9 protein-coding genes are annotated in these 13465 nt (G+C 73.2%); 2 read left to right on the top strand and 7 right to left on the bottom strand.

All coding sequences use genetic code 11. From position 1 onward, the window contains the following. Positions 1-230 precede the first annotated feature (230 nt). Together EL266_RS04120 and EL266_RS04115 are read left to right on the top strand one after the other, a co-directional pair. Positions 231-1724, top strand: a complete 1494-nt coding sequence (locus tag EL266_RS04120; RefSeq protein WP_034514876.1) for a variant leucine-rich repeat-containing protein — start codon at positions 231-233, stop codon at positions 1722-1724. A 7-nt stretch (positions 1725-1731) separates the two neighbouring features. Further along, the gene (locus EL266_RS04115) at positions 1732-3066 is read left to right on the top strand and encodes an MFS transporter (protein WP_026426960.1); all 1335 of its coding nucleotides are present in this window, start codon (positions 1732-1734) and stop codon (positions 3064-3066) included. Between the two features lie 157 nt (positions 3067-3223). Here EL266_RS04115 and EL266_RS04110 read toward each other — a convergent pair whose 3' ends face one another. The 7 genes from EL266_RS04110 to EL266_RS13660 all read right to left on the bottom strand — a co-directional run bounded on the left by EL266_RS04110 (position 3224) and on the right by EL266_RS13660 (position 13428). Next, positions 3224-3637: an Rv3654c family TadE-like protein gene (locus tag EL266_RS04110; RefSeq protein ID WP_051281147.1), complete on the bottom strand. Its 414-nt coding sequence runs from the start codon at positions 3635-3637 to the stop codon at positions 3224-3226. Continuing rightward, a complete protein-coding gene (locus EL266_RS04105; RefSeq protein WP_034514878.1) occupies positions 3634-3948 on the bottom strand; it encodes a TadE family type IV pilus minor pilin in 315 nt (104 codons plus the stop codon). The genes EL266_RS04110 and EL266_RS04105 overlap by 4 nt, the downstream gene beginning before the upstream one ends. A gap of 224 nt (positions 3949-4172) precedes the next feature. Beyond that, on the bottom strand, positions 4173-4373 hold the full coding sequence (locus EL266_RS04100; RefSeq protein WP_051281160.1) for a DUF4244 domain-containing protein: 201 nt from the start codon (positions 4371-4373) through the stop codon (positions 4173-4175). 293 nt (positions 4374-4666) lie between these two features. Beyond that, positions 4667-6118, bottom strand: a complete 1452-nt coding sequence (locus tag EL266_RS04095) for a DUF1501 domain-containing protein (RefSeq protein WP_026426962.1) — start codon at positions 6116-6118, stop codon at positions 4667-4669. A 21-nt stretch (positions 6119-6139) separates the two neighbouring features. Continuing rightward, positions 6140-8239, bottom strand: a complete 2100-nt coding sequence (locus EL266_RS04090) for a DUF1800 family protein (protein WP_084500706.1) — start codon at positions 8237-8239, stop codon at positions 6140-6142. A 432-nt stretch (positions 8240-8671) separates the two neighbouring features. Continuing rightward, the gene (locus EL266_RS04085) at positions 8672-12307 is read right to left on the bottom strand and encodes a DEAD/DEAH box helicase (RefSeq protein WP_026426963.1); all 3636 of its coding nucleotides are present in this window, start codon (positions 12305-12307) and stop codon (positions 8672-8674) included. Positions 12308-12531: 224 nt separating this feature from the next. Next, the gene (locus EL266_RS13660; protein ID WP_051281151.1) at positions 12532-13428 is read right to left on the bottom strand and encodes a helix-turn-helix transcriptional regulator; all 897 of its coding nucleotides are present in this window, start codon (positions 13426-13428) and stop codon (positions 12532-12534) included. Positions 13429-13465: the final 37 nt, after the last annotated feature.

Genomic DNA, 13465 nt, shown 5'->3' with positions numbered 1-13465 from the left:
TCCATGGGCCACCGTATAACGATCCGGGTGCGACGATACCGCTCGACGGTCCCGCTGGCACCCAGATGAAGTCCCCAAAGGCTCCCCCGGTACTCTCCGGGGAGGCCAACGCCACGGCTCGGCGCCATGCCATCGACGGGATCGCTCGACCACGAGCAGCCCTGCGAGGCCGGCTCCGCGTCAGGCGGCACACCACCAGGCAGACTCCCGACCCAGCGAAGGACACCAGCATGTCACCGGCCAAGGACGAGCTCGTCGCTCGCGCGCAGGACCCCAACGCGTCTCTGGAGACCCTGCATCAGTTGGCGCAGAACTACCCGGGTCTGCGCCCGCATATCGCGGCCAACCCTCGGACCTATCCGGCACTGCTGAAGTGGCTGGGCACCCTGGGCGACCCTGAGGTCGATGCCGCCCTGGCCTCCCGCGGCGAGGCCGCGGACGCCTCGGGGGCCACCACCCAGATGCCCTCGAGCTCCCCGGCCGCCGGATCGGTGGCCAGCACCGCGCCGATGAGCGCGGCGAGCACCACCCCGATGCGCGCAGCCGGCTCGGCGTCATCGGCGATGTCAGCGGGGTCGGCGGGCTCGGCGATGTCAGCGGGGTCAGCGATGTCGGCGGGGTCGGCGGGGACCGCCCCGATCGGATCGGCGGGTTCAGCCGGCTCAGCCGGGGTCGCGGGCGGGTCGGGGGCGTGGAGCCCGCAGGGGGCAGGGGAGCCCCAGCCTGGGCACACTGTGGGGCAGTCCTTCTCCGGCCCGGTCAGCAGCCGTCCGGCCACCGTCTCGCGGCAGTCGACGAGTCGTTTCATCTCCTCGCCCGCCTCCCCCTACACCCCGGGGCAGCCCACCAGCCCGACGCTGCGATCCCCTGATCGCCACAACGCCGAGACGCATGCCACGCCCATCGGCGCCCACGGGCAGCCGAGCCCGGCCCAGCCCGCCTACGCGGTGACCCAGCCCACCGGGGAGCAGACCGTCTACCACCAGCAGCCCGCCCCGGCCTCCCTGCCCGGGTCGATCGCCCCCGGCATGGCAGCGCCTGCCGGAGCGGCGGCCGGAGCGGCAGCCGGGCAGGCCACGGTCTTCGGCGTGGGAACGGATATCGGCCAGGAGGAAGAGGAGGCCACGGCCAGCCCCTCAGGACGCTTCCTGTGGATCCTGGCCGTGGCCGTTCTGGCCCTCATCGTCTTCATCACCGCCTGGTTCCTGGCCTCCGGCAAGGACGAGGATCCCTCGGCCGCCCCTGAGCAGTCCCAGAGCGTCCAGGAGGAGCCCTCCACGATCGCATCGGCCCAGGGCCAGGAGGCCAAGACCGCCTCGCCGACGCCGACCCCCACCTCCTCGGCGACCCTCAAGGCCCCCGCCCCCGAGGACGCCATCGAGCTGAGCTCCTTCACCTCGCCCAGTGGCAACATCACCTGCACGATGACCGAGGACTCGGTGTCCTGCACCATCAAGTCCTACGAGTTCGACTTCAAGGACGGGGGCAGCTCCTGCTCGGCCGGCTCCAAGCCCTTCACCGTCTCGGTGGGCAATGAGGGCCAGGCCTCCGGCGCCTGCGGGGACAGCTTCGACACCACCGGCGCGAGCCTCCAGTACGGCGCCTCGGCGAAGAACGCGAAGTTCGCCTGCACCTCAGCCGAGAGCGGTATCCAGTGCTGGAGCCAGGTGAGCGGGCAGGGCTTCACCCTCTCGCGCTCCGGCTCCGAGACCACCGCCCGCTGACCCGGGGATGGCCGGAAGCTACTCCCGCGTTCTGGCCCATCCCGGGGCGCGGTCCTTCTCCACTGCCGGGCTCCTGGCCCGCTTCCCCATGTCCATGGTGGGGATCTCCACGATTCTCGCCGTGCAGTCCACCTACGGCTCCTACTCGGCGGCCGGGCTGGTCAGCGCCGTCAACATCGTGGCGCTCGCGCTGGGCTCGCCGCTGCTGGCGCGACTGGTGGACGCCCACGGGCAGGCCCGGGTGATGCTGCCGGCGACCCTCGTCTCGGCGGCCGCCCTGGCCGCCATGGTGGGGGCGACGATGATGCGCATGCCCCTGGCGGTGCTCGCCGTCCTCTCGGCGCTGGCCGGGGGCCTGGCCGGCTCCATGGGCTCGCTGGTGCGCTCGCGCTGGACCGTCATCCTGCGCACGCCCGAGGAGATCCACACCGCCTTCTCCCTGGAGGCGGCCCTGGACGAGGTGGTCTTCATCATCGGTCCCGTGCTGGCCACCGCCCTGTGCACGAGCCCGGTGCTGCCCGTGACCTCGGGGTGGCTGGCGGCGCTGGCCATGCAGCTGGTCGGGGGCCTGTGGTTCCTGTCCCTGCGCTCGACCGAGCCGCCGGCTCACCGCCGGGCCGCGGCCCGCCGGCGCGACGGGGAGCGAGCCGACTTCCAGCAGGTCGACGGCGGCCAGGACGACGGCGGTGACGGCGCGGGCTCGCCCGCTGGTGAGGCGGGGCGCGCCGGCGATGCGGAGCCGAGTGCCAGGCCGGTGCTGCGCCATGTCCCGGTTCTGGCGATCATCGCGATCTTCCTGTTCTCCGGGGCCATGTTCGGGGCCAATGACGTGGCCGTGGTGGCCTTCGCCTCCGAGCAGGGGGCCAAGTCCGCGGCCGGTGCGGTGCTGGCCGCCTGGTCGGTGGGCTCGCTGACCGCGGCCCTGGTCTACGGCTCGCGCGCCTGGGGGTGGCCGCTGTGGAAGCAGCTCATGGCGGGCGTGGTCTTCTTCGCCGTGGGGACCTCCACCTTCCTGGCGGCCCCGAACCTGCTCGTGCTCAGCGTGCTCATGGCCCTGACCGGGATGGCCATCGCCCCGACGATCACCACCGGCAACAACATCGTCCAGGTCACCGTGGCGCCCTCCCAGCTGACGGAGGGCCTGGCCTGGGTGAGCACGGCCCTGAACATCGGCGTCTCGCTCGGCTCCCTGCTGGGCGGGCGCATGATCGACGCCGCCGGGGCGCAGGGGGGCTATCTCATGGTGGCGGGCTTCGCCTGGGTGGCCGTCCTGGCCGGGCTCGCCGGCCTGCGGGGCCTGAAGGCCGTGCGCTCGGCCAGCAGCACCGGCCTGGCGGCGTAGGCGGGCGCCGGGGCCCGTCAGGCCCTGGCCGCCTCGCAGCCCGGGCCTCACGGACTCTCGCGCCCTGCCCAGCACCTGCCCGCCAGCGCATACAACGCAGGCAGCACTGGCAAGACAGGCAGCGCGGAGTCTCGCCCACGGGGGCGCGCCAGCCGGCTCACGGAGCACTCGGGGGCGCATCCACGGGGCCGGCCCTGGCCAGTGCCGTGGCCTGACGGGCCACTCCCAGGACTCGCACCGGCACCTCCACCCCCACCGTGACGTCCTCGCCCTCGACCCGGCAGGACCCCATTCGCGCACCATTGGCCTGGGCGACGCGCTGCGCCGTCGCGCAGGGGTCGCCGGGGGCGGCGATCGAGGTCAGCGCCGTCGCCCCGGCCAGGGCGGCCATATCCGCGGCCATCCGCGCCCGGCCCGAGGCCCCCTGGGCCTGGATCAGGCCGACCGCCATCAGCCCCAGCGTCAGCAGTGCGGCGATGATGCCCAGGGCCATCACCGTCCCCGAGCCGCGCTCCTCGGCGAGCGCCCCGGCCGGCCCGCCGCCCGTCCCGTCCCGGACAGCCCGGCTCATGGCGCACCCGGCTCGGTGTAGGCGCAGGCCCTCGCACTGGCCACCACTCCCAGCCCGCCCAGCGGGCCGGGGACCGGGCGCGAGACCGTCACGCAGGTCAACTCCCCGGAGTCCACCCCCACATGCACCGGCCCGGCCACCCTGTGGGCGGCCCCCGCGTAGTCCGGGCTGCCGATGGCGGCCTGGCGGGCCGCGCTGCGGGCGGCGTCGGCCACCCGCAGCTGGGTCAGTCCCGCGCTGATGGCGGCCAGCACCAGCAGCAGGACCAGGACGACCGCGGGCAGGGACACCGCGGTCTCAGCCGTCACCATGCCGGCCTCCCCTCCACCGGGGCCAGCGCCGGGGCGGTGCCCTCCCCGCGGCCGCGGACCGGGGCGGGGCCGCAGCGGCCGCGGGGACCGTTCCTGGCGGCCCCCACGGCGGGCCGGTCCCTTGGTGCAGGACCTGCCAGTCCGCCTGGCTCCCATGCGGGGAGGGCCGGTGCTCGCCGTCGGGCGGAGGCTCGCGCGCCCGCCCGGAAGCACGGCGCCGCACATCACACCGACAGCGCCGACTCGATGATGGACTGCAGCGCCCCGGTCAGGCTGCCGGACCTGATCAGCGCCAGCAGCAGCCCCGCGAAGGCGGCGGCGGCCAGGGTGCCGATGGCGTACTCGGCGGTGGCCATGCCGGCCTCGCCTCCGGGATCGGCATGGCCGGCGGGGTCCACCGGCGTCTCGGGGCGGGTCAGGTGCATGCAGTCGCGCACAGTGCGCAGGGTTCTCCTCATGGGGGTCTCCTCCCGAATCCATGGGCCTGGCATGGGCGCCAGGCCCAGCGGGTGCCATACCCGCGCATCCAGAGTGACCCCCGGGCACGGGCCCATGACGAGGCGGTTGCCCAGGACTGTGGAGACCACCTGCAGCAGCAGGCCTGTGGTGCTGGGAGGGCCGGCCGGTCCGCTCAGGGCAGGCGCCCGCGCCCCGAGCCGCAGTGCCGAGCCAGTGCCGGGCCGCCTCCGGCCCCGGGCGCTGCCGGGGCCGGGGCGATCTAGACGATCCCCAGGGGCGTTCCGGGGGTGAAGCCCGGGAAGACGTCGGCCACGGAGGAGCCGTTGCCGAGCTTGGTCGAGACGATCTCGGACAGGGCCTGGCGGTAGTCCAGGGTGATGGGCACGTCGCCCAGGGAGAGGTTGGCCTCCTCCAGGCTCGGCACGGTCCCCAGCACGCGGCCGCCCTTGACGCCGCCGCCCAGGACGAACATCGTGTTGCCCTGGCCGTGGTCCAATCCGCCGCTGCCGTTCTCGGCCACGCGCCGGCCGAACTCGCTCATCGTCACCACGGTGGTGCGCGACCAGTGCTCGCCCAGGTCCTTGCGGAAGGCGGCCAGGCCCTCGGCGAAGTCCCGGGCCCGGCGGGAGAACCAGGCCTGCTCGTCGGCGGCCGAGCCCAGGCCCGCATGCATGTCCCAGTCGCCGATGTCGATGCAGGCGACCTCCATGCCCACACCGGCCTTGGCCAGCCGGGCGATCTCCGCCAGGCCCTTGCCCCAGGTGGAGTCCGGGTAGCCCTCGGGGGCCGTGGACTGGTCGGCGCGGATCTGCTGGAGGGTGGTGGCCGCGTCGAAGGTGGAGGCGGCGGTCTCCTGGGCCTGGCCCCCGGCGCCGCCGTACATCTCCTCCAGCACGGACTGGACGTGGGACTTCATCCGGTCCCCGCCCCACACATCGAGGCCGAAGTCATCGATGGAGGACACCGCCAGGGTGTCCAGGGCGTTGGTGGTCAGGGAGAAGACCGTGGAGGTCCCGATGCTCACGCCCCTGAAGGTCCCGGTCTGCGAGGATGCGGTCTGCAGGTGGCGGCCCAGCCAGCCCGAGCGCACCGAGGCGGGGGCCGCGCGCTCCACCGTCACCTGGTCCACGAAGTGGGATCGGGAGACATCCGGGGAGCCCGAGCCCTGGATGATGGCCAGCTGCCCCTCGTCCCAGATCGGCTTCATGGCCTTCATATGGGCGTTGAGCCCCCAGGTGGCGTCCAGCCCCAGGGTCTGCTCGGCCTTGACCGCGATGGAGGAGCGGGCCGCGTAGTAGGCGGGGTCCCCCACGGGCACGACCGCGGAGAGCCCGTCGAAGCCGCCGCGCATGAACACGCAGACCAGCAGCTCCTGGGGGCCGCTGGAGCCCTCGGGGGGAGCGGCGAAGGAGTAGCGGGGCATCGTGGTGGTGGTCAGCAGCGCCCCGAATCCGGCGGCGGCCCCGGCCAGGATGTGGCGGCGCTTGACGTGGCGGGGCCCGCCGTCGACATGCTCGACCTCGGTCAGCTCGGGCAGGTCGTAGTTCTCGGTGACGTAGCCATCCGCCTGGCATCCGGTCATGGGGCGGGTGACGCCGTCGACCTCCACCAGCAGGGCGTCCTGCGCCTCGTCATGGTGGTGCATGGGGGTGACGATGTCCTCGCGCATGAGGGCGGCGCCCTGGGTGAAGCGGGTCTTTCTCAGTGCCATGGATCTGCTCCTCATGAACTCTCAGCGAAGGAAGCCGTAGGGGCTGGCGAAGCACAGGCGGACCGCCTGCGAGGTGTGATGCGGCAGGTCCTTGTCCGTGACGGTCCATGAGCCGGGCTCACCGGACTCGGGCAGTCCCGCCAGGAGGGCGGCCACGGACTCAAGGTGGGCGTCGGGCCAGGAGTAGCCGGTCAGGTGCCAGGAGATGCGCGCGGCGGTCTCCATGGCCTTGGCCCCCGAGGAGATCTGCAGGACCGAGACCCAGTCGTTGACGCCGGACTCCTTCTCATCGCCGTGGACGGCCGACTGCGCGGCATTCCACAGGTGCATCATGAGGCTGGAGGACATCCAGTAGGAGGCGGTGTCCGGGTAGCCGTCCACGGTGGCGTACATGCGCGGGGCGTGGCCGGCGCCCTGGATCAGCCAGCCGTAGGCGCCGGTGTTCCAGGTGTCATCGGAGCTGACCGAGCCGCTGGGGGTGCCGATCTGGGTGTGGGAGGCCCGCGCGATGGTCATGATGAACTCCATGGGCCGGCGCCACTTCTTGCCCACTGACGCGCCGAACTCGGAGTGGGTCAGGGCCGCGCGCACGGCCGGGGCGATGCGCGTGTCATTGTCCAGGTAGGCCTTGGCGATGTGCTCGACGACGGCGTTGGAGGGCTCGTCGGCGATGTAGCGCCGGGCGATGCGGGTGGCCAGGCGGCGGGCGGTGGATGGCTGGGCGCACAGGTGCTCGACGTAGCGCTTGAGCAGGTCGGGGCCGGCGGCGGGGTCGGAGTTGGGGTCGGAGAATCCCAGGAGGCTGACGGCGCCGGTGGCGTGGGCCTCGGGCCGGTAGGTGTAGGACATGGTCTCCCAGTCCATGCCATGGCCGGTCAGGATGGTGGTGGAGGCCTTGACGTCGTCCTCGGTGTAGGCGTCGCGGCCCACGGTGTAGAGCTCCAGGAGCTCGCGCCCCAGGTTCTCATTGGGCTTGTCCTTGGTGGACTCGACGTTGTCGAGCTCCTGGAGGAGGGCGACGTCGGTCAGGGCCGCGTGCAGCAGATCGGCGTAGCGCCCCAGGGCGTGGGTGCGCAGCAGGACGTCGAATCCGGTGATGAAGGACTCGGCCTTGCCGTGGATGGGGACGTAGATGTGGTCGCCCAGGAGCTCGACGACGGACTCGGCCAGGACTCGCTTGCTCAGGCGCACCCGGGTCAGGACGGCGTTGGTCACGGTGGGCGCGGCCCGGTAGACGGCGTCCCCGGTGGGGCCCTTGAGCTCGGAGGCGGGCATGCGCGACCAGGAGTAGTGGCCGGCGATGACGGCCTCGGCCGCGGAGTCGTCGATGCTCTCGGGCGTGAGCTGCTGGTCGATCCAGACCTCGGCGCCCATGCGCTCGATGTCGGCGGCGATATCGGCGGTGGCGGCGATGGAGGCGCGTCGCGCCAGGTGCCAGGCCGGCGAGGTGTTGAGGGTGATGCCGGGGGCGAGGTCGGTGGTCACCGAGATCGAGGCCTCGGAGGGGGCGTGGCTGTAGACCTCCGGAGCGGTCTGGGAGCCGGTGCCGCCGTTGTCAGCGCTGTTGTTGTCAGCGCCGCCGGTGCCCCCGGTGCTGCCGGTGTCCTGAGAGCCGCCCTGGCTGCCCTGGCCGTCCTCCTGGGGCTGCGCGTCAGAGGTGTCAGAGGATGAGCCGCCCCCGTCCTGGGACTCCTGGGCCCGGCGGGCCTGCTCGGCCTGCTCCTGGCTCTGAGCCTGGTTGGAGGAGGGGTCGGGCGCCATGGCGGAGGTGTCGCCCTCCTCGACGCCGGTGATGCGCTGCGTCAGGTCGCCGGTGACCCGGGGCGTGGCCTGGGCCCCGGAGGCGCCTGGGGCTCCGGGGACCCCGGGGCTGCCGGGCGTGGCCGCGGCGTTGCCCGACGGCGCGGATGTGGCGCTGGTCGACCCGCCTCCCGGGGTGCAGCCCGCAAGCCCTGCGGCCACGGCGGTGCCGGCCACGCCCAGGGCACCCGCGCCCAGGAGCCGCAGGGCGGCGCGGCGCGATCCCGGTGACGGTGGCGGGGCCGCCGCGCTCATGGCGCGCCCGTCGGGCTGCGGCGCCTCGGCGTCGATATGGTCTACTGTGTCTGGAATTGTGTTCATGAGTGGTTGGCGTTTCTCATCACATCATCAGTCGGATCGGACTGCGCACCGGTCCGCCGCCTTGCGACTCTCGATGCCCCTGCAGTCCTGTCCACTGTAACGATCGCGTCACCGGGACGCTCAACCGCTCAACTACGCTCACAGACCGGCAGTAAACGCTGCGAGTATGGGGAATACTCCCCATCCCTGGGATATATCAGGAGTGCATCTCACAGTCGATGAGCCGGGGTGCGGAGCGCCGATGCCGGCACCGCCCCTCCACCCCGACACCCGCAAAGTCCAGTCACAGCAAGCGATCAGCGTCGTCGTCCAAGGGGCGCTCGGAGCGCCGTGCCGCACCTGGCAAATCCCTGACAATTGTCCGGCCATCGACTGATCGCAGCCCGATGAAATCCTGCCGCGCGCCCCTGCCGGCCCGCCTGCGGCCAGGCCTCAGCCCTCGATGAGCTCGCGGATCTCGGCAGCGCTCAGGGCCGCCGGACCAGCCGCTGCGGCCACAGCCCCCGCGCCCCCTCCGGCGGCGTCCTGGGCCGCGGCCGTGCCCTCGACCACGCGCTCGAAGAGCTCGGCCTTCTTCTCCTTCAGGGCCATGACCTTGTCCTCGATGGTCTGGGCCGAGACCATCCGGTAGACCATGACCGGCCGGTCCTGGCCGATGCGATGGGTGCGGTCCACGGCCTGCTCCTCGACCTGAGGGTTCCACCAGGGGTCCAGGAGGAAGACGTAGTCGGCCTCGGTCAGGGTCAGGCCGAATCCCCCGGCCTTGAGCGAGATGCAGAAGACCTGGGCGCCCCCGGCGCGGAAGGAGTCGATGACCTCCTGGCGCCGGGAGGTCGCCCCGTCCAAGTAGGCGGTGGTGATCCCCCGCCCCTCCAGATGGTCGCGCACGCCTGTCAGGTACCGGGTGAACTGGCTGAAGACGAGGGCCCGGTGTCCCTCGGCCAGGATGGGCTCGAGGTGCTCGACCAGGGCCGTGACCTTGGCGGTGGGCTTGCGGCGCGCCCCTCCGGCGGGGCTCTCCTCCAGGAGGGCGGGGTCCAGGGCCATCTGCCGCAGGGTGGTCAGCGCCTTGAGGATGGAGAAGCGCGCCTGGGCGGAGTCCTCCTCCAGCAGGCCCAGGACCTTCTGGCGCTCGCGGGCCAGGCGCTGGTCGTAGGCGCGCCGGTGGGCCGCGCCCAGCTCGACGGCCAGGACCTGCTCGGTCTTGGCGGGCAGCTCGGCGGCCACCTGCTCCTTGGTGCGCCGCAGCAGGAAGGGTCGCATCCGACGCTGCAGGCGCTCGAGGGCCTCGCCGTCCCCGCGGTCGATGGGGCGGTGGTAGAGCTGCCGGAAGCGCTCGGGCCCGGGCAGCAGGCCGGGGGCGGAGATGCTCATGAGGGACCACAGGTCCATGAGCGAGTTCTCCAGGGGCGTGCCGGTGATCGCGATGGTGGAGGGCGCGGGCAGGCGCCGCACCGCCTTGTAGGTGGCCGAGGCGTGGTTCTTGAGGAACTGGGCCTCGTCGCACACCACCCAGTCCCACTGCTGGTCGGCGAACTCCTCCTCGCACAGGCGCACGATCGTGTAGGAGGAGACGACGACGTCGGCCCCCGAGGCGATCTCCTCCACGGAATGCTCGCGCTTGGCGGTGGTGCGGGCCACCGTGCGCACGCGCAGGCCGGGGCAGAAGCGCTCGGCCTGCTCCACCCAGGAGCCGACGACGGAGGTGGGCGCGATGACCAGCACCGGCCGGGCGGGCCCGGTTCCAGGACCGGCTCCGGGATCGGGGGCGCCGGCCGACCCAGTGGGGTCAGCGGGCGCAGCGGGACCAGCGGGGTGAGCGGGCGCAGCGGGGCCAGCGGGCGCCGCCTCAGGACCGGCTCCAGGATCGGGGGCGCCGACCGACCCGGCGGGGTCAGCGGGGCCAGCGGACCCAGCGAGGTCAGCGGGGCCGGCAGGCGCGTCAGCCTCCCCACCGGCCCCGCGCTGCTCGACCATGCGCTGGACGGCGGCCAGGACCTGGACGGTCTTGCCCAGGCCCATGTCATCGGCCAGGACCCCGCCCAGGCCCAGGCTCCGCAGCAGGTCCAACCAGCGGTAGCCCTCGAGCTGGTAGGGGCGCAGCTCGGCGCTCAGGCCCTGGGGCACGGGCGCGGCCAGGACGTCCCGATCCCCGGCGGCCCCGGGCTCCTCGCCCTCGCCGCTCTGGATGGCCTCAGCGGCCTCGATGCGCTCCAGGAGCCGCCCCACCCGCTCCTTCCAGCGCCTGGTGGTGCTCCCCACCACGCCCAGGGCCTCCAGGGCCTCGTAGTAGCCGGCATGGAGAGAGGTCACGCGCAAAGTGCCGCGGGCCTGGGGGTCCTCCAGCTCGCGCCCCTCCTCCATGAGCCGTGCCAGGGCGTGGATCTCGGGGCGGTCGATGCTCACCCAGAGCCCTGAATCGAGCAGCACCTCCTGCTCTCCGGCGGCCAGGGCGGTCATGAGGCGGGGGATGGGGATCTCCTCGTCCCCCACGCGCACACTCACCCGCAGGGAGAACCAGTCGGGGCGATCGTCGTCGTCGGAGACATCGGTGGTGATGAGCGGGGCATCGGCGGCCTCGCGGTAGTCGGGCGCCTCCCCGATCACCTCCACCGTGAAGCCCTCGGCCTGCTGAAGGTGGGGCAGGACCGTGGTCATGAATCGGGCGGTGTCCATGCCGTCGAAGGCCTGGCTCCGCCACAGGCACCAGCGGCCGAAGTCGGACAGCAGGGCGTTGAAGGCCGCTGAGGCCAGGCGGGCCTCGGCCTCGGGGTCGCGCCGCACCCTGGCGCTGTCCTCCTCATCCCGCGAGGCGGGGGGCAGGTCCCGGGAGACCGACTCTGCCACCACGGAGAGGTTCTCCAGCTCGTGGCGTCGCCGCACCTCCCCCGAGGCGGTGGTGTAGCGCACCGACCAGGAGGTCCGCAGGCGGTGGGCCTCGGGGTCGATGCGCACGGTGAGAACCAGGCCCGCCTCGACCGGCTCGGGCAGGCGGATGCCCTCGTCGACCCGGATGACGGGCAGGGCCGCGACCACGGCCTCCAGGTGCTCGGCCTCGAAGCGCGGGACATCCGGGGCCGGGATGGTCAGGCGCTCGGTCCGCCCACCCAGGACCCGCGCCAGGGCGGGCCCGGGCGGTGGGTCCAGGGGCAGAAGGAGGAGCTCGCCGTCGGGGAGCCAGGAGCAGCAGGCATGGACGGGATCGCCCAGGGGCTCCAGCATGAGCGGGGGGTGGCCCGCCAGCTCCTCGATCTCACCCGTCTCGAAGGAGGGCAGGATGGACAAGGACCCATCCGGATCGTCCTGCAGGGTCACGCCGGCCCGCAGCCCCTCCAGGAGGCGCACCGACGCGCCGTTCCTCTGGGCGGTGGTCAGGACGAGGCCGGCCTCGACGCCGCGGCGCAGGGCCGACCAGATGCGGGATGGGGCCGTGGCCAGGTCGAGGCGGGAGTCGCTGTAGTAGAGGCTGGCGTCGAACATCCCCACCATGCCGACGAGGTCCTTGAGGGCGTCGAGGATCGCGGGGGCCACCTCGCCATCCAGGTCGCCCTCGTAGATGCGCCGCCAGGACGCGCCCTGCCGCTTCCACCCGCGCTGGCCCTCGATGAGCGGCCGCAGGGAGAGCGTCTCCCGCTGCATCCAGCCGCGCTCCGGGGCGAGGGCGACCTCCAGGGCCATGCTGCGCAGGCGGGCCCGCTCAACGTGCAGGATCTGGCGCAGTTGGGACTCCCACGCGGGGAGCTGGGCCTCGGGCTCCTCCTCCGCCAGGGCGCGCGCCGTGAGCATGAGCGCCGCGGCGTGCTTGCAGTCGGCCCCCACCGGGCACGAGCAGCTCCCGCTCCATGCCCTGGCCGAGGAGCGGAACACGATGGTCTGGTAGACGCGGGAGCCAGAGCCCCGGACCTGGGCGGTGATGATGTCCCCGCCGCCGGCGACCGAGATCCCCCGCACCATGCCCCTGAGCGCGTAGTCCTGGCCGCGCATGTAGGCCCGGCCGCCCACCGTGGCGATGATGCGCTCATCGCTGAGCCCTGCCGGCCAGTCGCCGTACTGGATCTCGCGTGACATGGGCACACCCTACGGGCGGGGCGCGACACGAATCCGCCTCGCCGCGCCGGCGCCGGGACCCAGGCGGCGTCCGGGGCGGCGTCCGGATCCGGAGCCGGACCCGGAGCCTCGCGAACGAGCCTTTGCGTCGACGACGAGCGTTTGCGTCAATCACCCCTGTGCTAACCCCAGTTCGATGACGCGAACCCTCGTCCGATACGCAGACCCTCGTCGTCGACGCGAGCTCACGTCGTCGACGCCGACCGGCGCCGATGACGCGAGGGCACTCCCGCGGCCGGCGCGCCGGAGGCCTGCCGGTAGCCTCCCGCGCTGCGCCCCAGCACCGCACGGAAGTCCCGGGCCAGGTGGGCCTGGTCGGCATAGCCCAGCTCAACGGCGATCTCGGCCAGCTCCGCTCCCTCGCGCACGCGGCCGGCCGCCTCCTGGAGGCGACGGCGTCGGATCATGGCGTAGGGGGTCAGCCCCACGTACCGGGCGGCCAGGCGGTGGGCGGTGCGCGGGGAGACGCCGAGTCGCTCGGCCAGGTCGGCCACGGTGTGCACCCCGGCCTCCCCCATGACGATCTCGAGCATCCGGTTGGCCAGCAGGCCCTCGGAGGAGGGCTCACCGACCCGCTCGCGCAGCCAGTCGCCCAGCACCGCCGCGGTCTGCGCCCCCGGATCCGTCCCAGCCGCGCGCGCGGAGGCGACGGCGTCGTGCAGGCCCGGCGCCTCAAGCGGGACGTAGCGGTCGCGCAGCCCGGCCGGGTCCGGGGTCAGGGCGGGCACCGCCGCGGGGCGCAGGAGGGCGCCGATCACCCAGCCGCGGCCCTCCAGCTCGCGCACCGAGGCGCGGGTGGTGGGCCCGGCCAGCCCCACCATGCTCGTCCACCTGCTCGTCGGCCTGCTCGTCTGCCCGCCCGTCTGCACGCTCGTCTCCACCGCGAGGTTGCAGCCCGGGAAGCCGATGATCTCCTGACGGGCCTCCTCGCCCACCGGATGGTCCCACGAGGCGGCCCAGAACCAGCAGACCAGGTCCTCAACGCCCGTGGGCTCCAGGCGGCGGAAGTCCACGGGCAGGCGCTCGGGGTGCAGGACGCCGCGTTCCCTCTGGTCAGGGGGCGAGGCCGAGGAGGCGGGCATGGCAGGAATGTACAAGCCGGGCAGTCCCGGGCGGCCC

This window comes from Actinomyces slackii (genome assembly GCF_900637295.1).
Taxonomy (GTDB): domain Bacteria; phylum Actinomycetota; class Actinomycetes; order Actinomycetales; family Actinomycetaceae; genus Actinomyces; species Actinomyces slackii.
This window is presented reverse-complemented; position numbering and strand designations above follow the sequence as displayed.

Bases quoted from the DNA above. Each gene is read 5' to 3' on its own strand.
- EL266_RS04085 (WP_026426963.1), bottom strand. From the start codon at position 12,307: ATGTCACGCGAGATCCAGTACGGCGACTGGCCGGCAGGGCTCAGCGAT.
- EL266_RS04115 (WP_026426960.1), top strand. From the start codon at position 1,732: ATGGCCGGAAGCTACTCCCGCGTTCTGGCCCATCCCGGGGCGCGGTCC.
- EL266_RS04105 (WP_034514878.1), bottom strand. From the start codon at position 3,948: ATGGTGACGGCTGAGACCGCGGTGTCCCTGCCCGCGGTCGTCCTGGTC.
- EL266_RS04120 (WP_034514876.1), top strand. From the start codon at position 231: ATGTCACCGGCCAAGGACGAGCTCGTCGCTCGCGCGCAGGACCCCAAC.
- EL266_RS04090 (WP_084500706.1), bottom strand. From the start codon at position 8,239: ATGAACACAATTCCAGACACAGTAGACCATATCGACGCCGAGGCGCCG.
- EL266_RS04100 (WP_051281160.1), bottom strand. From the start codon at position 4,373: ATGCACCTGACCCGCCCCGAGACGCCGGTGGACCCCGCCGGCCATGCC.
- EL266_RS04095 (WP_026426962.1), bottom strand. From the start codon at position 6,118: ATGGCACTGAGAAAGACCCGCTTCACCCAGGGCGCCGCCCTCATGCGC.
- EL266_RS13660 (WP_051281151.1), bottom strand. From the start codon at position 13,428: ATGCCCGCCTCCTCGGCCTCGCCCCCTGACCAGAGGGAACGCGGCGTC.
- EL266_RS04110 (WP_051281147.1), bottom strand. From the start codon at position 3,637: ATGAGCCGGGCTGTCCGGGACGGGACGGGCGGCGGGCCGGCCGGGGCG.